This is a genomic window from Candidatus Uabimicrobium helgolandensis (assembly GCF_041508025.1).
Taxonomy (GTDB): domain Bacteria; phylum Planctomycetota; class Uabimicrobiia; order Uabimicrobiales; family Uabimicrobiaceae; genus Uabimicrobium; species Uabimicrobium helgolandensis.
The window spans coordinates 3365652-3388386 of sequence record NZ_CP165719.1 but is presented as its reverse complement, the minus strand read 5'-3'; the positions used below and the strand labels follow the sequence as shown (position 1 = coordinate 3388386).

Below are 22735 nucleotides of genomic sequence, written 5' to 3'. Positions count from 1 at the left end.
GTGCGCTATTTTTATTATGGGACGCTTTTAAATGATTTTGTTACTATTCTTAAGTTCAATTCTAGGTTATATAGTTTCTTGGCTTTTATACAAACGTCAGCAATCATATTCTCAACAGATAAAAACGAAGATTGAGAGTATTTGCGCAAAAAAGATAGCAAAGAAAAAGAATATCGGCGAAGAAAAAACAAAATCAATTATAAAAGAATATGAACATTTGAAAAAAGTTGTTTCTGAAAAATACCAGCAAAATATTCAATCTTTACGAGAACAAATTACTTACCAAGAGATGGAATTAAAAAATCGCGAAGAGTATTTAAATCTTAAAGAGCAACTATTTTTCGACAAAAAATCCAGAGTTCAAAATAAAATAGATACTTTTAATTATTTAAATGATAAATTATCAGATATCTGTAAAGAACACAAAAAAGCATTACTCAAAGTAAAAAAATATGATATTGCTAAAATAAAAAAATATATATTACAAAACACTCAGCGAGAACTTCACGGAGAAAAGCAAATTTTATTGAACCGCTTTGCTGATGACATAAGTATGTATTCAGAAGAAATTGTAAAACGTTTGCTTTCATCAATTGTGCAGCGTAGTGTTTTTAGTCACTGGAATGATTCTTATCCTAATAGTTTATTGATAAACGATAAAAAAACGAAAAGCTTTTTAAAAGACAACGAACATATTCTAAACGAACTATTAGGTGTGTCGTTACAGTTTAAAGATAGTATCGTTATTATCAATGAATCAGATGGCTATTGCCGAGAAATAGCGAGAAAGGTATTACTCGACACTATACAATATACTATTGATAATAGTGAAGATCTCTATTCTTGTATTATACAAAAATGCGAACATTACAAACAAAAAACAATAGAATTCGTACTTAAAAAGTGCGAAGAAATAGATTTACTCGATTTTTCAAAATCACTTGCTTGGCATATGGGAAAATTAAAATATCGTACGAGTTTTGGGCAAAATATATTAGCTCATTCATATGAAGTTGCCATGCTTGCGTGGCGTATTGCCGGAGAATTGGGTTTTTCACAGTCCCTTAGTAAAAGAGGAGCTTTTTTACACGATATAGGTAAAGCTGTAGATCATAAAGAAGCAGGTGGACATTCTTCTTTAGGCGAACAAATTCTGAAGGATGAAAATGAGGCATCTCAAGTAATCGAAGGTATTGTGGAGCACCATGAAGATGCTTCTCCAGAAAAACCATATGCCGCGATTGTTAGTATTTCTGATGCTATTAGTGCAGCACGACCTGGTGCAAGAAGAGAAACATTTGAAAAGTACACAAAAAAATTACAAAAGATAGAATCCCTTACTAAGAATATCAAAGGAATTCGAGATGCCTATGCTGTTTCAGCGGGTAGAGAAATACGCGTTATTGTTCAACCAGATATTATAAATGATCATGATGCACAAAAAATAGCAAAAGAGCTAGCTATATCTATTGGTAAAGAAATTTTATATTCTGGTGTAGTAAGAGTAACTGTGATCCGAGAAAAAACATTTGAAGTTTATACATGAGGTAAATGATGAGTATGTTTAATTTTTTTTCTAAGTTTTTCAAAAAGTCTGGTGATATTGCCGGAAAATCAGTATCTACTGTTGTGGATACTGCTGTTTCTGTAGGAAATGTAGCTGGAAAAGCAGTTGAAACTACAGGTAATATAATATACCAAGGCGTTGAAATGTTGGCGTCGTCTGTTATCAACACAACTAAATTTTTAGCCGACGCCAAATATCGTGCAGAAGTTGGATATCCGTGGTTAAAAGGTATTTTACGTGACAATTGGAAAAAAGTTCGTCAAGAGTTAGGCGAATCAAATGAAATGTTGCTAGCATTGTGGAAATACTCTAAGGGACACAATCTTTCTGAAGAAGAAAAAAAAGCGACGAAAGAACAACTTGGAGATATAATAAAAACAGTTCCAGCACTTGGTATCTTTTTACTTCCAGGGGGAATGATTCTTTTACCACTTTTAGCAAAGGCTTTGCCGTGGGATTTAATGCCTTCATCATTCAAAGAAAAAGTTACGGAAGAATATGGAGAAGATGCTTTAAATCAAGACTTGGGTAACGGTGACGATGTTCCAATAGACGAAGATGCTCAAATTTCTCTGGATCTACACAAAGAGGTTGAGGAAAGTATGCGCGAAATACTAGACTCGAAAGAAGAGGCAGAAGAGAAACGAGAATAGTAAGTGCAAAAATATAGCCGAAGGCGATCAACCAGCGAGCTAGAAGGAGCTGAGCTCAACTTACTGTTGACTTAAAGAATTTATAACCCAAAGAGAAATCGCATAGTTGCTAAATCACTACTGCATTTAGAATTAGGAGGGCGAAGCTCGACTACTGTTGACTTAAGAATGCTGAAAGTGCTATATATTCTAGCCTAGGGCGAAGCCACTAGGTACAGTGGTAAAAAAATGGTTTAGCTCTGAAAGGACGGAATAACTTATTTCTATTTCACTCTTTCAGGGCTAAACTTCCAGGAATTTCGCCCTCCTACTTCTACCGATAGAATACCTTACTTCGTATTATCGCGAACGACAAAATTCTCTATTTTTAGTTTGGTTTAGGGCGTGTCATCATTCAAAATATTGTGTGTTTTTTCGAGCCCGAGCCCGTTTGCGAGCCCGTTTCCGAAACTTTCACTAACAATTTATCAAAGAAGCAAAGTTTCTTTTTCCATCGCAAAAAACTAGTATTGAACCAATAAATCACTTTCTGTCGCTCTCAAAAAGTTTTCGGGCGCGGGCTCGCAAACGGGCTCGGGCTCAATACTACTGGCGTATCATTAAATGAATCCGTTATATTTTTATCTGTATTGAATGATGACACGCCCTCGTTATTTATAAAATAAGTATCTCAGACCAAGTCAACAGTCGAACTTCGCTCGTGGAAGTATTGCATTTGTAACTATTGCAAGCGATCGATAAAGTAATCATAGCGAGACAAACGAGGAAAGTAATCACCAGGGTAAAAGTCTATCTTGCTTACATCTCCTAGGAAGTTTTTCCATTCTTTCTCTAACTCTCTATGCGATTTGTGAAATTTTCTGTTGCGAAATGATGCGCGAAACATTTTATATCCATATTTACTGATATACCATTTTATAAAAGAGCCACCTATTGTGTAAACTTGCCATGAACCAAAATCACCAGCGTCAGAACCACCTTGAAAGCCTGCCCAATTTATCAATTCCTCAAGTGGAACCATTGCTTTCTTTTTTAACAGAAGTCGTGCCCAATTGTCGTTTGTTTGTCCATACTGAGGCCATGTATCTGGTATTTGATTTTCTTCCTCTAACACTACCTCTAAAGTCGCTGTAGCAATTCCTTCTTTGAAAAACATACGAGACCTTGTGCCTGTTGCATGATGCCCAAGTTCATGAATGTAGGTTTCAACAATACTTTGGGGACGAAAAAAAGCAGGCAAATGAATTGTTCTTCTATAATAAGTACCCACTCCACGATTATTAGTTAAAATACATGTAACAGGTCCAGGATCAGCATAATTATAAGCGTATACTTTTGGCGTCCAATATAGAATTTTTTTAGTAATTTGCTGTAGTAATTCCTCTGACAGTTGTGCTTCATTTACGATATTTACAGAAATTTCTGCTTTAGGAGGTTCTTCTTTACTGTGTGAATCTGAGGCTAGTGATTCTTTATTTGTATTACAACTCGATATTGTAAGTAAAACTAACAATAACAATCGTACCATTTTCAACTATCCTTATAAGTGTTCGTCGCGGAGCAAATCAAAAACGGTTTTTACTGGAGTGAAAGTAGTGATGGGTACTTCGACAAAGACGCTGTTCCAATAATGCATGCTGCCATTCCACAGTCCAGGGCGTTCTGTAGATTTAAGGTACTTACCTTGATGTGATTTTTCCACGACGATAAACGCTTTTTCATTTACAAAATGATGTAGATCAAATTTTTCTCCTTGCCAATTTTTTAATCCGCATACCACATCTACAGGATTAAAATGGCTAGCATTTTTCATAACATCAAGCTGTTGAGGAGCAATTTGTATTTTTTCAACAATTTGGCAGCTATTACCATACTCTTCTTCGACCCAAAACGGTCCTCCTCCTGGCTCTCCTGTATTAGGAACCATTCCACAAACGCGTATTGGACGGTCTAATAAGGAAATCAAAGTTTCTACGGATACTTGCGTATCTTGAATGTCGACATTCAAAGAATCGCGAATAAAGGTTTCGGCATCTTTTTTTTCCGTTTCATTTGGATTATCGTGTAGTTTTCTCAAAAAAGCAAAGCTTTGTTTTTGAAGTTTATATAAAAGTCCAATAAGTACTTTTTTCCATAAAAAAGTAGTGTCTTTCAAGTGATCAGGACAAACATTATCAATATTTTTTAATACTACAATATCGCTGTTAATTTTATTGAGATTACGAATAAGAGCTCCATGACCTGCGGGACGTAACAATGGCTTTCCTTCGTCATCGCGCCATAATTGCCCTTTTTCATTTACTGATAATGAATCTGTGGCATGTTGTTGAAAGGAAAAATTGATGTTAAATTTACAATTCCATCGCTCCTCCCATGTGATCATTTTTTCTTTGATCAAGTGCTGAAAGATCGACAAATGTTCCTTGGTAATAGTAAAATGTAAGTGGCAATGACCGTCTTTTTCTATATAATTTGCCGCTTCTGATAAATGTTCTTCAAATGCAAAACGCGGTTCAGGGGACTTATGAAATAATAACATTGCTTTGGGAAGTTGAGTGTAATTAAGACCTTCAGCTGTTAATAAAAACTTTAAAGTTTCGCAACGATCTTCGAGTTTTTCTTTTGGAATTTCTTCAAAAAAAGCAAATTTTTGAATATTATCGAAGAAATATTTTATCTTTGAAGAAGGATTATCTGGGGAGTCGATAAAAGAAATCAACTCTTTAAACATCCTTGTTGCAGCCCCTGAAGCCGGTATGAATTTCGTTATACAAAGAGCTGAATTAGCTTCTTGCCATGATTTTAGAAGAGGGGTTGTGTCTATTATTTTTTTTATTCCATCATCTAAAGCACAAGCGCGACTTAAAGTTAAATAAGGTTGTGTTTTATTTATACATTCTAGTTGTTGTTTTGCATCATTAATAGCTATATCATGCTTTCTTAGAAATAGAATGTCGGATTCATTTAGCATGGTGTCTCCGTTTTATGGATTTAAATGAACGTATTAATAACCTATGTTTCTCTCACTTGTATTTTATCTTTTTGCTGCAACCATAAATATAAGCGGTTTATGATAAACACGTAAAGATAAATAATTGTAAGGATATTCACTATATAAATAACGCTATTAGAAAATTCTTCTGCATTTCCGCGATAAAATTCAAATAAGCTTCCAATACGAATAGTATCGTAAGGCCAGTAGTACACAACAGTAACAAATAGACAAAAAACAGTGCAAATAGCTATTGTTAAAAATAAATTAAGAGGATTTGGTAGTAATGGATTTTGAGGTGTTTCGATAAATCCAATAACTGAACTTAAAAAAATGATTCCCCATAATAGAAAAACTACGTACTGCATGTCTATTTCATAAAAATAACTATATCGTGAAATTACTTGACTAATCACAGGAGTTAAAAAAGCCATTCTCTCGTGGATAAATTCGCGAAATGCATAACTCTGTTCGTAAATATAAGTTATGGTTACAATATTAAGTAATATTGTAAGAATAGATAGGTATAAAAGACCTGATGCTCTATGTTTTTTAAATGCTTTCTCCATTTTTTATAGAAAGCTCCTCATGTTTTTTTTCTTAGGGTATTTATTTTAGCCGTTGTTTTTATTACAATATGATCTATCCTGAAAATCAAACAAAAAACAAAAAACTAGTAGCAAGGAACACATCATGGGCATTGTAAAATCTACTTTTAAATTTTTATGGTACGGTTCAATCGGGGCATCTGCTTTTTATCTACGACGCTCAAAATTTCCACAAATTCTTAGTAATTCTCTAGTTAAACTGGGTCCCGTATACGTAAAAATGGGACAAGTGATTAGCACACGTCGCGATGTTATACCAGAAGAATACACCGAAAAACTTGCTACTTTGTGTGATGATGTTCCACCAGAAAAAGAAAAAATTATGCGTAAAATATTACGCGAAAATTTACCTGAAGAGCTAGAAGATATTTTCTGTGAATTTAGTGAAGAACCTATTGCTGCAGGTTCTGTTGCCCAAGTATATAAAGCTAAGTTACATAGTGGAGAAGTAGTTGCGGTCAAGGTTTTACGTCCTAATATTTTAAAACAAGTGCAGGAAAATTTTAAATTTCTTAGTATGGCAGTAAATATATGTGAGTTTTTAGTAAAAAAAATACGTATGGTTAATTTGCCTGGAATTGTCAACGAGCTCGAAGATTTACTGATAACTCAAACAGATCTCACCCATGAAACAGATAATTTTTTGCGTTTTAAAGAACTATTTGCGGATGAACCAAACCTTACGGTTCCAAAAGTTTTTCCCGAATACTCTAGTTGCCAAGTAATGGTAACAGAGTTTGTCGATGCTATTCAACCTTATGAATATGAAAAACTCAATATTCCAGGAGAAGAGCTTGCTAGCCGTGTCGACAATCTCATGGATTCGATGATTTTTTTACAAGGTTTATGCCATGCTGATTTGCACCCAGGTAACTTTTTTTGGAATGCAAAAGGTGAATTGGTTCTTATTGATTTTGGCCTTGTTCACGAATTTCCAGTTATCGATCGCAATCACTTAACTACTTATTATTTCTCGTTAGTAGAAGGTTTTTACCATTTTGCAACAGAATATTTTATCGATCATTTCATTATACCTCATCCTAAACGCCGCAAAAAAGATTTTAATAAAGATCAACTATTAGAAGAATTATACAAAATAGTTAAAGCACTCAGTCATAGCCAAGAAGGTTTCTCTGTTGTCTTTTATGAACTAGTGCAAGTACTCTCGCGCTATCAATTACAACTGAAACCCAATACCAGTAAAATGTTTTTAACGCTTATTACTGTTGAAGGTTATATACTTCATTTGAATCCAAATTTCGATATGATTGAAAACACGCGTAAGAAAAAAATGGATATGGCAGAATATACCTCTCTTCCAGAAGAGGTTGAAAAAATATTAATGCAAGACTTTGGAAGCTATTCAACAGCACTATTTAAAGATAATTGTAGCATTCAACAAGCCTACAAAAATCGCAATGAATTTACCATGAAACAAATAGGTCTCGAAAAGGGACACTTTGTTATCGATGTTGGATGTGGCCGTGGACAAATGTTAGGGGAAATGAAAAATCGCGGAGCCGAAGTTCTGGGAATTACAATTAGTAAAACAGAACAGCGTATATGTGCAGAGCAAAATCTCGATTGTGTGTGGTCCAGCTGGGAAGATTTCGATAATGTAGTAAAAACACCCTACCCTCTTGCTGATGCTATTATTATCATCGAAATTTTAGTGCATATGGCTACTTTGTTTGAAAGTCGTGCAGGATTAATGGATCTAAGACTTCAAAAACTATTTGCGTGGTGTAGTAGCAAACTAAAAGACCAGGGAAAACTCTATATACAAGTTCTCAATGCTGACAGTCGTTTTATTGAAGGAACTAAGTACAAAGATACTTCTAACGATATTTTAAAGAAAGCTCCTATACTTGGTTTTGCCTCTGTAAAACAACTAGTTACAAATAGTGATCCGTATTTTGAAGTTGTCGAAATTAACAATCATTCGGAAGATTTGTTAAAGACTTATTATTTTTTCCAAAGTCAATTCGACAAAAATGAAAAGAAGCTTGCAGAATTACTTGATCCAAGATTTCATAAACTTATGCGCATGGAGCTTAATATTTTAACTGAGCTAGCAGAGAAAAAAATTATGAAATTACACCGCCTACTTTTACAAAAAAAGGCGTAGATTTACAGGAAAACTTATGAAAACGAACAATTTATAATAGGGCGTGTCATCATTCAAAATATTGTGTGTTTTTTCGAGCCCGAGCCCGTTTCTGAAACTTTCACTAACAATTTATCAAAGAAGCAAAGTTTCTTTTTCCATCGCAAAAAACTAGTATTGAACCAATAAATCACTTTCTGTCGCTCTCAAAAAGTTTTCGGGCTCGCAAACGGGCTCGGGCTCGCAAACGGGCTCGGGCTCGCAAACGGGCTCGGGCTCGCAAACGGGCTCGGGCTCGCAAACGGGCTCGGGCTCGCAAACGGGCTCGGGCTCGCAAACGGGCTCGGGCTCGCAAACGGGCTCGGGCTCAATACTACTGGCGTATCATTAAATGAATCCGTTATATTTTTATCTGTATTGAATGATGACACGCCCTATTATAAATTGTTCGTTTTCATAAGTTTTTTTCCTAGTAATTTAACAACTATGCGATTTATCTTTGGGCTGACATCTGCAATACTGCTGTGGAAATTATTTGAGTTTTAGCTTTTTTACTATATATCGGGCAATTAGTTTATTTCCCAAAGGGGAATAATGAGAGTGCAAAAACAAACTTTCCATTTTTCTTTCGCTGAAAGCATACATCAAATCAATATATTTATAACCCACAGTATCAAAATATTTAATCAATGGTTTGTACTCTACTGATTTATCTTTGCGATATTGTAAAATATTTTTGCGATCAGGAAACAAAAGAATAATTGCTTTTGAGTTGTTTTTAATTACTGCTTGATAGAAAATATCGAATGTTTTTTTCACAATGAGAAATGCTTCGTGTTTTGTGTTATAAGAACCGTTATTGATGATATTTTTTTTACCACTTCCGCTATTGAGAGTCCTGATCAATCTAAAAGAAGGCAATATATCATATGCGCTTATTTTATAGCGATATTTATAGTAATAATCGTATTTACTAATTTTAGCTAATATTTCTTGAGGATTGGCCAATAAATCGTTATACATTTCTCTTTTTTTTAGAGGGTTTTCAATTAGTGTAAATTTATTTTTTTCGAAAATAAATCTTGGTTTTGCAAAGACAATTCCCGTCGAAGGGTAATAAAAAGGTCGAAAAGTATTTACACCTCGAAAAATGTTTTCAGGCATAAATCCAATGAATACCGCGTTGGCTTTGTATTTAAAACCTTTATGTAAATAGCGTAAGTATGCCTGATCGAGACCGTAACCATTAACACCAAAATTCAAAACCTCTAGTTTTCTTTTATCTCTTTCCATTTGAACCTGCCAAGTGTTTTGATTATTTACCTCAGCACCGTGAGTAAAAGAATCTCCAAACGTAGTTATACGATAAATACCTTTCTGTGGAACCAATGAGTATTCTCTTTTACTACGTATTCCGTGGGCATTTGCTGTTGCCATTTTTGCTCTGCCATTATTGACAACCGTCCAACCTAAAATAGGATCGAAAGTAGTGTATTGTTTCTTTTTTTGGGATGCTACTGTTTTTAGCGCTTTTTTATGTTTTGATGATAATAAATTTATTGGTTTAGGTAAATATCCGTATCCTGTTAAAATCAAAATTCCAACATATAACGTCAATTCGAAAGAGATGTATGCAATACATATCAACAATATTTTTTTTGTAGTTTTATTTTTCATACGCTGGTACTCAAATATACGTTAGAATGTAAAAAAAATGAGTTAGAACACGTCTGCGTTCTAACTCATTTTTTTTTACTGGGGTTTTTGTAGAGAATTTTAGCTTTATAAGCCGTACTTTTGCAAAATACCTTTTATTTCTTCTACAAGATTATCTCTTGAAACGGTGATTTGCGCGGGTTGTTCTTTACGCCAGACTTCGCGATCTGCTATTTCTGAAGCAATTTCACGACCGTGGTACAAGTCTTTTATGCTTACTGTATTTTCTTGCAGCTCATTACTACCAAGAAGAATAGCAACGGGAATGTCCCAACGATCTGCATACTTAAGTTGCTTATTTAACTTGCCATTTCCCATAAATAGTTCGGTATTTAGTCCTGCTTCGCGCAAGCTACGAGCTAGTTTATGGTACTCTGCCGTTAAGCTTTTATCCATGGTTGTTACAAACACTTGGGCTGTGGCTTTACGTTGTTTAATGCGTCCACTTACTTTTAATGCTTCTAGTAAACGGTCTAGGCCAATAGAAGCTCCTGTTGCTGGGACTTTTTGCCCAGTAAAACGTTCGATAAGTCCATCATAACGTCCACCACTAAAAACAGAGCCAAAACCAACCTCTTCTCCTTTTTCATTTTTACAAGAAGTAAGGACGGTTTCAAAAACTGGTCCGGTATAGTAGTTAAGTCCACGTACAATAGTTGGATCAAAAATAACGCGCTGCTCATCTATTTCTAACGAACATAAAATCTCATTGATTTGACGAAGTTCAGTTATACCTTCTTGACCTACTTCACTATCTTTAACGATCTCAAGTAGCTCGTCGCAAGTTTTTGCGCGTTTTTTAGTAGAAACGCTTAAGTATTTTTGCACACAATCAATTTGCGATGCAGAAAGCTCGGCACCTTTTGTAAAATCCCCAGTTTCATCTTTGCGTCCTTTACCTAACAAATCTATAACACCTGACATACCTAAACGATCAAGTTTGTCAATAGCACGTAGTGTTGTTAGACATTTAAAAGTGGGATTACCTTCTTTGTCGGAATGCTCGATTCCGCAAGATTCCATGATTCCGTTTACAATTTTACGATTGTTGACGCGTACTAAATATTCTCCGCGTTTAATGTTGAGTTTTTCCATACACTCACAAATTACGCTACAAATTTCTGCTTCAGCAGACATTTTATTGCTACCAACAATATCAATATCGAATTGATAGAATTCGCGAAATCTACCTAGTCCTGGCTTTTCATCGCGCCATACAGTTCCTAGTTGGTAACGGCGAAATGGACGTGTTAGTTCGTTGTATTGCGCAAACACGCGCGAAAGAGGTGCAGTTAAATCGTAGCGAAGTGCAATAAGTTTGTCATCATCATCGCGAAAAGAAAAAATTCCTTCTTCGGCGCTATCAGTTTCTTGGATGTGTTTGCCTAGATTGTCTACATATTCGAGAGCTGGTGTCTCTAAGGGAACAAAGCCATATTTTTCGTAAACAGAACGAACTTGCTCAATCATCCATTGACGCGCAAGATAAGTATCGGCAAAAATATCGCGAAAACCCTTTATTAAACGAGGTTGGATCTTATACTTTCTTCCTTGGGTCATAAGGTGAACCTTTGTATTTTTGGGGGTTTTGGTACTTGGATTTGGTTATTTTGTATATTTAGTTTGATGGGAGGATAAAGAATTGTACAGCTGGTAGGACTCGAACCTACGATCTCCTGAACCACAATCAGGCGCTTTAACCAGCTAAGCTACAGCCGCATGTTTGATTAGTCTTCAAATAATACTATACTTTTGAAAAAAGTCAAGATAAAAAATTTACTTTTTTATTTATTTGTAGTTTTTTTGTTGTTCCGTTTGACAATTGAATCATAATCTGAGCTTCTTCCTTCTTTCTTGTAATCGATAAACCAAATATTTTCGCACAAAAAGTGTATTAGGGCGTGTCGTCGTTCAATACAGATAAAAATATAACGGATTCATTTAATGATACGCCAGTAGTATTGAGCCCGAGCCCGTTTGCGAGCCCGCGCCCGAAAACTTTTTGAGAGCGACAGAAAGTGATTTATTGGTTTAATACTAGTTTTTTGCGATGGAAAAAGAAACTTTGCTTCTTTGATAAATTGTTAGTGAAAGTTTCGGAAACGGGCTCGCAAACGGGCTCGGGCTCGAAAAAACACACAATATTTTGAATGATGACACGCCCTAATAAGAGGGCAGTTATCTTTGTTGTTATGTTTAGAAAGCAATAAAATATCTATCATGAAAACACAACATTTTTCTTTGTGATTTCTCCAAAATCCTTTCAGAAGATTTTTAGTATAGTAAAATCCAAATAGATAGTTTTTTTTGAAAATATAAGATACTTGGTTATTTTTGATTATTTTAACTTTGCGTACTAGTATTACTTTATTGTAGGATATAATCATTTGGAAGTTTAATATTGGATTAGAATGTCTAAAAATTAGACCTTGGGTAAGGAGAATATTTAGTGAAACATATTAATCGAAAAAAAGGTTCAGCTCTAATGCTTGTTATGGTCATGGCAATAGTTGTAATGGGGATTATTGGTACTTTACTTACTAAATCTGCAACTCATGCAAAATATACTAGACAGCAAAAAGCTCTAAAATCTTGTCACCAAGCTGCGCAATCCGGTTTGCAAGCAACAACACTTGCTATTCGCGAGTTTTTAAACAATAACCAAAGACCTACAGAAGTCCATGGTAACTGTAGTAATTGGGACTCTGTCGTTGTTCTTGTTGATGATAATGGCACGGAAGAATGGTTTGAATTGGCTACTGGAAATGATAACCCTGCTAGTTTTAACACGCTTGCTCGACGGGTATATGATCAAGCTCTTGCAAATACCCCTATTAGACAAAGAGATAATAATGACTTTCGCGTGCGTTTAACAGCAGTGCAATCTATACAAAATCCTAGCGAAAATGACTTCGATGTAGTATCTGTAGGGGTCTTTGACCGCGAAGCAACAGCATTTCGCGGCCTAATAATGCAAGTGCGATCAAATACCAATGGTATTATACCAAGAAATGCTGCTGACGAATTACTCGAGATTGGAGGTTCTGCACAAGTATTGTCTTTTCCTGAACCAGGCAAAGCATTGTTCGCATCTAATGGTGATATAAACCTCTCTGTGCCTTTTCTAGGAGAAATACACCCTGGTCCAGATGGAGTTTTAAATGGGAGCGAAAATGTAGTTCCACCTGTAGGACAGACAGTTGAAGAAGCAACAAGTAATCTCAATAAGCCTTTCGAATTACCGCCTGTAGAAATTGATTTTCCTCAAACATCGCCTTCAAATGGAAATTTTAAAAAAGGGGATCATAATTTATCGGGAGTAAATCACTTCACTGACCTTACGGTAAAAGGTACACTAAATATTGCAGGTGATACAGAAATCTACGTACAAGGTGATTTAACTATAAATGCTGGTGGTGGGATTGTAATTCCGCAAGGAGCAACATTAAAATTATTTATTTCAGGAAAAGCAACCTTCAATGGGCATTCTGTTACCAATGAAACTATTGACCCTCAAAATTTACAAGTAAAAATTGCACACATATCAACGAGTTCTAGTACTGATGATGTAAAACTAAATGGAACGAGCGATTTTTATGGCATTATGTATGCTCCTGATGCCAATGTCAAAATTTTAGGAACAAATCAATTTTTTGGGAACATTGCTGCGAATAGAATTCGTATTACTGGTAATGCTGGCTTTAGTGATTTTATTAATGGAAACCCTCAAAGTGAAGGGGAAGGAAATTTTGTTTTTGTATTACATACAGGCGGTATCCATCGCACAAGTGTAAATTAGGAGTTTCTTGTGAGAATATTGTTTATGCTCTTTGTTCTAACGATATGTTTATATTCAGAAAAACAGCTGATTATTCTTAAAGACTCAAGCAAAATAATCGGAGAAATAACAAGTTATCCTGAATTTGTTGTTGTTAGTCAAAATAAAAATCATATGGTCATTCCAAAAAATTATTTGAAATCTTCCATTAAATACAATGATCCACAAGTAACTCAAGAAATAGAAGATGAAATATTAAAAAATCTTTCTAAAAATCGTTATTCTTTTATAAAAAAAAATCTAAAAGATGAATATTATAAGTGCTTGATATTTGAAATAAGTAAATCAATTGAAAAAGATAAGCTCAAATATCAGCAGTCTATCGGCCTTACTAACACTGTAGAATATAGCGTTTCATTTTATGAAAATGTTTGTAAAGCGACAATTAAAGCTAAAAGTCCATACATCATACTAATGCTAAATGAAATAAAAAAGCACCCAGATGTTATGGTCTTTCGCAATTGTTTAAACCTTTTGCGGAATAGTTATCAGCAAGCACATATATTTTTCTTATTTTCTCTCATTCGACAAAAGCAGAGCATCATTACAACTTATAATATACTACAAAAAATCAATCAAAAAAAATCTGTGGGCTCCATACTACTAAAATACTTTAACACTAATATAAACATACAAGATGAAGATGCAGGATTAATTATACTTCTGGGAAAAATTAAATACAAGAGAGCTGTTTCTATTTTGCATCGCTATTCGAAATCAAGTAATAGAGCAATATCATTAGCCGCTATTGATTCACTAGGAATATTAGCGACAAGTGATGCAATATCAAAATTATATAGTCTTACAGAAAACAAAGACCTTGTGTATAAACGTAAGGCGATATATGCATTAGGTAAAACGCAAAATGCAAAAGTAATTCCCAAATTAATTTCTTTTCTAGATGATTCAAGTGACTTAGTGAGAGAAAGTTCTCATTGGGCGTTACGCAATGTAACAGGGCAAAAATATCCTTTGCAAAAAGCACTGTGGGAAAGTTGGTGGGTAAGAAATAAAGAAAACGCTTATGCTATTTCTGAACTTACATCGAATTTATACAGCGTATCCGAGGAAAACATCGTTTCTACTTTACAAGAGCTGGCAAAGTATAGAGACATAAATACATTGCATATAGTAGAGGACTTAATGTTTCATCGTTCAGCTAAAATACGCAGACAAGCGTGTTTATATCTTGAAAAATTAAACTATCGAGAGTTTTTTGGTGTTTTAATCTCCTTGTTTGAGCAAGAGCCTGAGGAAATAAACAAAAGGCTTATCCATACTATATTAAAAAGACAGAGTAAAATACAACTTGAACAAGACCCTTACCTATGGAAAAAATGGTGGGAAGCTCAACCTTTGCACTACAACGATAGCGAAGAAGGCTTGCTTGAGTTGCTAGAGACTGGTGAAGGTGACTTATTAGATGCCGCAATTCAACAATTAGGAAACATTAAATCGCGAAAAGCTGCTGCGCCATTAAGAGCTTTAATGCAAAAATATAAACTAACGATAGAACTCCAAAAAAAAATAATAAAAACTTTACGTAAAATAAGAGATTGGGAAAGCATACCACTGTTAATCGAGTTACTAAATGAAAAAGACAAAAATCTACAAATACTTAGTTATTCCACTTTATTAACTATCACAAAACAAGATTTTGAAAACGATTATAATACTTGGTATCATTGGTACAGAGAGAAATAGGAGGGGAAATGTATCAGAAAAAACAAACTGGTTTAACTCTACTTGAAATTTTAATTGCGATTGCAATTCTAAGTATTATTGCAGCTGGAGCTGCAGGATTTTTATCTGTATCTGCAATGCTAGATCGCTCATTAGAGGAAGACTCTATAGCTATTTATGCTGCCCAGCAAAAAATGGAAGAAATATTAGAAGCTTTTGATAAAGACCAGGACACTCTTTTAGATTTTGACAATGCAACTTTTTCAGTACCAGAGTCTGGTCAACCGTATGAAAATATGATTGCACAAGTTGACGGTTCATCTGCTGGTGCAGTTGAGATAGCTAATCCTAAAATAATTGGTGGTATCGAAACAAGAGTAATAACGATAAGAATTCTTTGGCATAATATAAATACTGCAAATGATAACAGGCAATACGTTTTAAACCGTATGATATTTTTAGGGGAATAACAATGAAGAAAAAGAATAAGGGTTTTACACTACTTGAACTGATAATAGCAGTAGCAATATTTTCATCGTTGTCTATTATGATTGGTTCTTTTATTTCAACTTCATTGGGAGTATATGCGGAAAAGTCGATGAAAGAGGCAGCAAAATTAGAAGCAAAAATAGTTGTTGAAAAAATAACAGCAGAGTTAGTTGATGTTCTAGAAAATAGAATATGGATTCAAGGAACAGGTCTGCCTTCAGTAAATCCCCAAAATGGAACAGCTCCAGCAGACAGCAATGATATCGAATACATAAAAAAAATAGATGCTCTTGGAAATTTAGGTGATATTAATAGATTTTTTTATCAAGATGACCGTATTGAAAATGGTATTCAGGTAGGAACATTGACTCTAACTAAAGGTAATGGTTTAACTATTGTACTATCACGTAACATAATAAGTACAGACGACTGGCCGGGTAATAATGGTAACAGAACCCCTTCTTTTCGTCGAGGAGTTAGTTTTACAATGCAAGATGGACGGGTAAGTATATCTGTTTCCATATTTAGAAGTAGAGGTGGAGGTAATATGTTTGTTGCCAACTATCAAACATCTTTAAATTTAGCTTCGCCGCACCCTTTTTTAGAAGATTTTGACCCTAGTGCAGAAAATAATCAAAATAATAATCAAAATACGAATAACAATGATATAACTGATAATAGCGACAATGGAAATGGTGGTGGAAGTGGTGGGATTGATTCAGAACCAGAACCAGAACCAGAACCAGAACCAGAACCAGAACCCAATTCTTCTGGAAACGGAAACGGAAACGGAAACGGAAACGGAAATAAAAAGAAGTAAGTTCTTTACCAGTATATGATGGTCTAGCAAGATAGTAATATACAAAACAAGATTACATGGTGCTAGATACATATAGTTTATTGTATGGCGTGAAAACGGTTGGCGTTGTTGGTTGACAAAATAGTAAAATCAATATTCTATATCATACAATTTTTATGTGTGGTGATTTTATTACTTGTTTGATTCTATGAATGCAAAGATTAACAATGCTAAAAGAAACAACTGTGAAAAAAAACAGCGATTTTTACCAGTTGTAGATAGACATAATTGTTGTGACAAGTTTATTGATCCAATAGTTACCACCGCTATTCGAAAAAGATAACTATGCCTATGGTTGTTATCGTTTTTTATCATTTCTTGCAGTAGTGCTTAACCTCTGTCAGAGTAACTAAGACGTTGATTTGGGAATAACTGAATTCTATACGGTGAGTTACTCTTCAGATGTCCTAATAGAATAACAGTAATCGATTTTATTATCTAAGTATCTTGCTAAACTACTCTGCCACTACCAAAGTTAGTTAGAGAAACTATCTAACGGATAGGTCGTCTCGCATTTGATATTTCTAATTTATCAAAACAGGTTCACTGACTTATTAATAGTTGTTTTCGGCAAATAATCTATTTGCGACGCGATTTACGATATGAATGTGCTGATATTAGAAAATGGCCTTTATTTTCGAAAACGGGCTTGAGAGTGATTTCGAATTTTAAATGTTAACAAACCTTAGATGTTTATAGATATTTTGGAGATAAAAAAATTGCGATATAATTTAGGGCGTGTCATCATTCAAAATATTATGTGTTTTTTCGAGCCCGAGCCCGTTTCCGAAACTTTCACTAACAATTTATCAAAGAAGCAAAGTTTCTTTTTCCATCGCAAAAAACTAGTATTGAACCAATAAATCACTTTCTGTCGCTCTCAAAAAGTTTTCGGGCGCGGGCTCGCAAACGGGCTCGGGCTCGAAAAAACACATAATATTTTGAATGATGACACGCCCTATATTGAACGCTAACAATAAATATTATTAGAAATTGATGATAGGATGTTATGTTTACGAATTTTGGATTAACTTTGATGGTAAACCATGCGTGTAATTTACGCTGTACTTATTGTTACACAGGCAGTAAATTTCAGAGACGTATGGATCTAGGTACAGCTAAAAAAGCTATTGATCGTGCGATTGCGTCTATAACAGATGACGGAACCATTGAATTGGGTTTTTTTGGTGGAGAGCCATTAGTTGAATCTGGATTAATTCTTCAGCTTCTTGATTATGTAAGTCTCTGCGCCGAAAAAAAATCCATTCGCATTGTTGCAAACATAACTACTAACGGTACTATTGTTCATGAAGAGGCGTGGCAAGTGATGACCCATCCACATATTTTTGTGGCAATTAGTTGTGATGGTCTTCCTGAAGTTCATGATTCTTGCCGTATAACTGTTGATGGCAAGGGCACGTCGTCAATAGTTATTGCCACTATACAAAAACTGTTGGCAGCTCAACGAGAATTTCGTGTGGTAATGGTGGTTAGGCCTAACAATCTTTCGTCTGTGGCAAAGGGAATAGAATATTTGTTTGGGTTAGGAGTTAAGCAAGCAGATCTTTCACTTGACTTGTGGACTAAATGGGGAAGAAAAGATTCTTTGCCTCTGCAAGCAATGATTAAAGAATGTGCGCAGGTATGGCGAAAAAAGTTACCTACGTGTGGTGTTAACTGGTTTGATGAAAAAACAATAAAATATGCGCAAATTCCAACAAACAAAACGGCACGTTGTAGTTTTGGAAACGGAGAAATTGCGGTTTCACCTGCCGGAAATCTCTACCCTTGTGAAAGATTAATCGGTGAAGACTCTGAGTTGAATGCGATGCGTATGCCAGGACATGTGATGGATGGTAAAGATAACTTTCTACCACAAGAGCAACAAAATGAATCGTGTCATGAAGAGTGTCGTGGTTGTTCTATTCAATCTTTGTGCAGTACTAGTTGTCAGTGCAGTAACTACATACGAACAGGAAAAACACGAGAACCGGATTTGTTATTGTGTATGGTAAACAAACTATGTATGGAAGAAACATTGAAGGCTCTAAAAACTTTAACTTAGGAGAAAAATATGGATGATAACGATTGGGACCCTTCGCAACCTCCTAGCTCTGATTTAGGATCAACCTTAGCTCTGGCAGCTGTTTTTATAGGAGGAGCTGCGATTACTGCTGCTTTTGTAGATGTACCAGCATTAAGAAGTACTACTATGGGAAGCACTACTTCGGCTAAAATACAATGGCAACAGAATGAAGCACAGGTTCGAGCAGCTATTGAAGAACAAGAGAAAGCTTTTAATAAGTCGCAAGACGAGTGTCATGACTAAACAAACGAGTCAATGGAAACGAAAACTCTTTCGAATGGTAGAACGCGTTTTTGCAATAATAGGTTTTATATTCTTCTTATACTTTTTACTATTCGATTTGAGTATCATTTCTTCATATTCTATGAGCCCAACATTACAAGGAACTAATCGTAACAATGGAGATTGGGTCCTTACTGAAAAATGGACATATTGGTTTCGCAATCCTAAGCGTTGGGAAATAGTCACGTTTCAAAACAAGGACGGTATACAAGTTATGAAGCGGGTAGCAGGCTTATCTGGAGAAACGATATCGATTGACCCTAAGAAATTGTGGGTACTGATAGATGAAGTCCCTCTTTCTCGCCCGCCGCATTTAGATTTCTTGAAATACTATGCATTTGGCTCTCTTTATATCGGTCGAAAAGTGACTATCAAAGATGGTTATTTTGTTTTGGGAGATCATTCGCGAGATTCTTATGATAGCCGTTTTTCAGGTGTTTTACGCCGTAGAAATATCATTGGACGCGCGTGGTTCATTGTATGGCCATGGAATAGAATTGGCTTTGTTCGTTAACAAAATAGTAAAATCACTACGGATATAATTATTATGTGTAGTGGTTTTACATACTTGTTTGATTTTACCAGTTGTAGATAGACCTGATTGTCGTTACAAGCTTATTAATCCAAAAAGAAGCACCATCGCTATTCGAAAAAATAACGATACCACTTTTATGATGTGGAAAACCATAATAGACAGTTTTAAAACCTGCATTTGAACCACTATGACTATATGAAAGGTAATTTCCACTACCAGAACTAAAAACACCTAAATCTTCTTGTAGCATGGCATGAACATCTTGTGAGTTTAGTAGGTTATTTTTATCGAATATCCCTTGTTGGTTAAGTAGTATAATAACATTTGCTAAGTCTGTAACTGTTGTATATAAACCAGCAGCAGTTGATTCAGGATAAAATCTACGCTTTCCTTTTATCACTGAGCCGTAAGAATCATGTCCGCTTGCAATATTAGCAGTAGAGAATTTGGTGATCACATCTTTTGTAAATGTACTATTTTTCATATTGAGTGGTTGAAATAAATTTTCTTGTGCCCAAGTAGCATAATCTTGTTGTGTTATGTTTTCTATTATTTTTTGCAATAGTACATAACCACTACCAGAGTAGCTAAGGCGTTGATTTGGGTAATGGCTAAATTCTATACGCGGAGAGTTGCTCTTTGAGTGTCCTAATAGAATATTATCAATGCTTGGTAGATTTTTATTATCTAAGTATCCTGCAAAACCACCTCCACCACTACCGAAGTTAGAGCAAGTACTTAGCGGATACGTAGTCCCACGTCCAATAATTCCTGATCTATGGCTTAAGAGTTGTTGCACTGTTACTGCAAGATTACCGTTTTGTAAACAAGAACGATAAGATAGGTAACGGCTATTTACACATTGGCGAATATCTGTGTTGAGAGAAAGTTTTTTTTGCTCTACTAGTTTTAGAACACTTACGGCACATAATGTTTTGCTTATTGATGCTGCTTGAAAAACGCTATTTTTAGTTACAGGATATGGTTGAGATTTTTCAAGCAAGCCATAATTACATACCCAATCTACTTTATTATCAACAACAACAGCTACACTTATTCCGATAACATTGAGATTCGCCATTGATTGCCAGATCGATGATTGTTTTTCAAATAACCTGGAAGGATGTAAAGGGATGTTGTTTATACTTTTGTTTGAAACAATTGACCATCCATTGTTATAAGTAGTTGCGATATTATGAACAAGATGATTTTCGCGATTGAACTTTTGTAGCTGTTGATAACAGCGGTTAGGAATATTTTTAGCAAAATATAGATCTTTAGCCAAAACTACCCAGCCATTTGCAAAAAAAATAACTCGATGTACATTTCTAAAGCCTTGTTGGAAATTCTTTATTATTTGTATGCATTCACCAGAAACGTTTTTTGAAAAAACTTGGTTTTGTGTGATAATAATCCAGCCGTTTTTTTGCGTAAAGTTGATGTATACGTAATTATCTTTCGCAGAAATTTTTTCCAGCTTATTTTGGCACTCTAATGGAATATCATCAAAATAAATATTGGTGTTTGTTAAGATAACCCAACCATCATTGTCAGAATAGAAAATGACATCGCGAATTTGTTCTTTATCTCGAATCGACAAAAGTTTTTCTTCGCAGCTATTAGGGATTTTTTGATAAAAATGTTGCCCAGTTGTTGTAGTAACAATCCATCCTCCTTTAGGAGTAAATGCTGTTACTTGAATTTGCGATTGTTGTAAACTCATTATTTTTTTATGGGCATTATCAGGAATGTTATAATTTGAAAACTCTATAGCATGGAAATGCAAAGTGGACACGAACAAGACTGCGATATATAAAAATCTAACCATAACATTATCCCTTTGGGTAGAAGTCACATAGTTTGTACACTAAATTCAGAGTAGTGTACTTGCAAATTTTAGCATCTTTTACAGAAGTTCTGCTATATTGTATAATTTAACACAACTTGTGCTAGTAGAAAGTTTGGTATTTTTTACGTTCCCGAATCCGATCCGATCCTGAACCGAATATTTTAAGTATTTATTGAAAAAGAAATCGCAGTTGTTCGGTTATGATTATTGCTACGATCACGATTACAGCTAGGGTCACAGGTTACGGTTACAGTCACGAATTTTTAGTATAATGTTTTAATTGATGACAGACCCTAATCATTTTAAGCATATGTAAAAATTATATAGTATTATATTTATAATACTATACGAAAATACCCTACTAAACTGAATATTTGACAGCACTTTTACTTACATAAAACATATTTTCGTAATGTCAGCGAATTTAACAATAGAAAACAAAGGGTTTACCATGGAAAATGAAAAAGAATATAACTACGATGTTTTTATTAGCTATACGAATGAAGATGGTTCTTTTGCTGCAAACTTAGCCTCTGCTCTTGACAGTGCTGGAGTGAATTGTTTTTTGGCAGAAAAAGATATTTCTCTTAGTAAAGATTGGTTGGATACGATTCACGGTGCAATTTTATCCTCACGTCGAATTCTTTTTATACTTACTCCTCGCTCTAAAGATAGTCTTTGGGTTAATGCCGAAGCGGGAGCAGCTTGGATTCTAAATAAAGAAATGATCCCTGCTTTTATGTCTGTTGAGCCAAAAGATTTAATAGATATTATTCGTATGAGCCATGGATGCCGTATTGAAACTCCTGAACAAGTGCAGGCATTAGTTGACAAACTTGCTCCAAAATCTCAGAAGAGAGTTCAAGTAGATAGTGAGCACTTTACCGATAACTGGAAAGATTTGCTAAAAATAGGCGCTTGGGAAATCGATGAGAATAGCAAGTTAATTTCGGGAGAAGGAATGTACAACTATCTTTTATCTCAGCAGGAATATAAGCCTCCTTATACAATTAATACAACAATTCGCTTTGGAAAGAAAGGATCGGGAAATTCGGGATTGGTCCTTGGATGGAGTGCTCCAAATAACATCAGAAGATATTATCATTTACTTTTTTCTACTCGACGAGTCTTATTAGAGTTGATTGGTAATGATGGAGGAGATGAGTTTGGGGATTATAAACATGTAGATGCAGGCGTTGATTTTATTGCAGAAGCAGGGCGCTCGTATTCCCTGAGTATATCTGTAGAACCAGACAAGCTCAAAGTTATTATCGACGATGAAACTGAGTATACCGTAAACTTAACAGAATCTCTTAGTGGTAGAGTTGGGCTACGTCCTTGGCGAAGTGTTGTAAAGTGCAATCATTTCTATGTTCAACAAAAATAATCAGAATATCTAATTGCCAATGGTTTGATTTGTTCCTAGTATTTAGGTTTTCTACTAATAATGGTTTGATTCATACTGAGCAAC

General features: G+C 34.9%; 17 protein-coding genes and 1 tRNA gene. 11 read left to right on the top strand and 7 right to left on the bottom strand.

Annotation, left to right across the window (positions count from 1 at the left end; genetic code table 11):
• Nucleotides 1-31: 31 nt before the first annotated feature.
• On the top strand, nucleotides 32-1546 hold the full coding sequence (locus UABHE_RS12415; RefSeq protein WP_372370630.1) for an HD domain-containing protein: 1515 nt from the start codon (nucleotides 32-34) through the stop codon (nucleotides 1544-1546).
• A gap of 14 nt (nucleotides 1547-1560) precedes the next feature.
• On the top strand, nucleotides 1561-2220 hold the full coding sequence (locus UABHE_RS12410; RefSeq protein WP_372370629.1) for an LETM1 domain-containing protein: 660 nt from the start codon (nucleotides 1561-1563) through the stop codon (nucleotides 2218-2220).
• 721 nt (nucleotides 2221-2941) lie between these two features.
• Here the strand turns inward: UABHE_RS12410 and UABHE_RS12405 are convergent.
• Genes UABHE_RS12405 through UABHE_RS12395 form a run of 3 tightly spaced genes read right to left on the bottom strand, consistent with a single transcriptional unit; the run spans nucleotide 2942 to nucleotide 5781 of the window.
• Complete coding sequence (locus UABHE_RS12405) at nucleotides 2942-3748, bottom strand: hypothetical protein (protein WP_372370628.1); 807 nt, start codon at nucleotides 3746-3748, stop codon at nucleotides 2942-2944.
• Between the two features lie 12 nt (nucleotides 3749-3760).
• Nucleotides 3761-5191: a DUF4301 family protein gene (locus tag UABHE_RS12400; RefSeq protein ID WP_372370627.1), complete on the bottom strand. Its 1431-nt coding sequence runs from the start codon at nucleotides 5189-5191 to the stop codon at nucleotides 3761-3763.
• Between the two features lie 41 nt (nucleotides 5192-5232).
• A complete protein-coding gene (locus UABHE_RS12395) occupies nucleotides 5233-5781 on the bottom strand; it encodes a hypothetical protein (RefSeq protein WP_372370626.1) in 549 nt (182 codons plus the stop codon).
• Between the two features lie 124 nt (nucleotides 5782-5905).
• On the opposite strand from UABHE_RS12395, the gene UABHE_RS12390 reads away from it, so the two are divergent.
• Nucleotides 5906-7948: an AarF/UbiB family protein gene (locus UABHE_RS12390; RefSeq protein ID WP_372370625.1), complete on the top strand. Its 2043-nt coding sequence runs from the start codon at nucleotides 5906-5908 to the stop codon at nucleotides 7946-7948.
• Between the two features lie 510 nt (nucleotides 7949-8458).
• Here the strand turns inward: UABHE_RS12390 and UABHE_RS12385 are convergent.
• From UABHE_RS12385 to UABHE_RS12375, 3 genes are all read right to left on the bottom strand, one after another.
• The gene (locus UABHE_RS12385; protein ID WP_372370624.1) at nucleotides 8459-9604 is read right to left on the bottom strand and encodes a hypothetical protein; all 1146 of its coding nucleotides are present in this window, start codon (nucleotides 9602-9604) and stop codon (nucleotides 8459-8461) included.
• 105 nt (nucleotides 9605-9709) lie between these two features.
• The gene (gene hisS, locus UABHE_RS12380) at nucleotides 9710-11203 is read right to left on the bottom strand and encodes a histidine--tRNA ligase (RefSeq protein ID WP_372370623.1); all 1494 of its coding nucleotides are present in this window, start codon (nucleotides 11201-11203) and stop codon (nucleotides 9710-9712) included.
• Between the two features lie 85 nt (nucleotides 11204-11288).
• Nucleotides 11289-11362: transfer RNA gene (locus UABHE_RS12375), tRNA-His, on the bottom strand.
• Between the two features lie 730 nt (nucleotides 11363-12092).
• Between UABHE_RS12375 and UABHE_RS12370 the strand changes: the two genes are divergently transcribed.
• The 7 genes from UABHE_RS12370 to lepB all read left to right on the top strand — a co-directional run bounded on the left by UABHE_RS12370 (nucleotide 12093) and on the right by lepB (nucleotide 19394).
• A complete protein-coding gene (locus UABHE_RS12370; protein WP_372370622.1) occupies nucleotides 12093-13442 on the top strand; it encodes a hypothetical protein in 1350 nt (449 codons plus the stop codon).
• 9 nt (nucleotides 13443-13451) lie between these two features.
• Nucleotides 13452-15185, top strand: coding sequence for a HEAT repeat domain-containing protein (locus UABHE_RS12365; RefSeq protein ID WP_372370621.1), 1734 nt, complete (start codon nucleotides 13452-13454; stop codon nucleotides 15183-15185).
• A gap of 8 nt (nucleotides 15186-15193) precedes the next feature.
• Nucleotides 15194-15634: a prepilin-type N-terminal cleavage/methylation domain-containing protein gene (locus tag UABHE_RS12360; RefSeq protein WP_372370619.1), complete on the top strand. Its 441-nt coding sequence runs from the start codon at nucleotides 15194-15196 to the stop codon at nucleotides 15632-15634.
• Between the two features lie 2 nt (nucleotides 15635-15636).
• Nucleotides 15637-16473 (top strand): type II secretion system protein J, encoded by an 837-nt coding sequence (locus tag UABHE_RS12355; protein WP_372370618.1) that lies wholly within the window; start codon nucleotides 15637-15639, stop codon nucleotides 16471-16473.
• 1048 nt (nucleotides 16474-17521) lie between these two features.
• Nucleotides 17522-18577, top strand: a complete 1056-nt coding sequence (locus UABHE_RS12350; protein ID WP_372370617.1) for a radical SAM protein — start codon at nucleotides 17522-17524, stop codon at nucleotides 18575-18577.
• 9 nt (nucleotides 18578-18586) lie between these two features.
• On the top strand, nucleotides 18587-18841 hold the full coding sequence (locus UABHE_RS12345) for a hypothetical protein (protein ID WP_372370616.1): 255 nt from the start codon (nucleotides 18587-18589) through the stop codon (nucleotides 18839-18841).
• Nucleotides 18834-19394 (top strand): signal peptidase I, encoded by a 561-nt coding sequence (gene lepB / locus UABHE_RS12340; RefSeq protein WP_372370615.1) that lies wholly within the window; start codon nucleotides 18834-18836, stop codon nucleotides 19392-19394. Before UABHE_RS12345 ends, lepB begins: the two co-directional genes overlap by 8 nt.
• A 64-nt stretch (nucleotides 19395-19458) precedes the next feature.
• Here lepB and UABHE_RS12335 read toward each other — a convergent pair whose 3' ends face one another.
• Nucleotides 19459-21243 (bottom strand): serine hydrolase domain-containing protein, encoded by a 1785-nt coding sequence (locus UABHE_RS12335; RefSeq protein WP_372370614.1) that lies wholly within the window; start codon nucleotides 21241-21243, stop codon nucleotides 19459-19461.
• 472 nt (nucleotides 21244-21715) lie between these two features.
• Here UABHE_RS12335 and UABHE_RS12330 point away from each other — a divergent pair, with 472 nt between their 5' ends.
• Complete coding sequence (locus UABHE_RS12330) at nucleotides 21716-22651, top strand: toll/interleukin-1 receptor domain-containing protein (protein WP_372370613.1); 936 nt, start codon at nucleotides 21716-21718, stop codon at nucleotides 22649-22651.
• Nucleotides 22652-22735 lie beyond the last annotated feature (84 nt).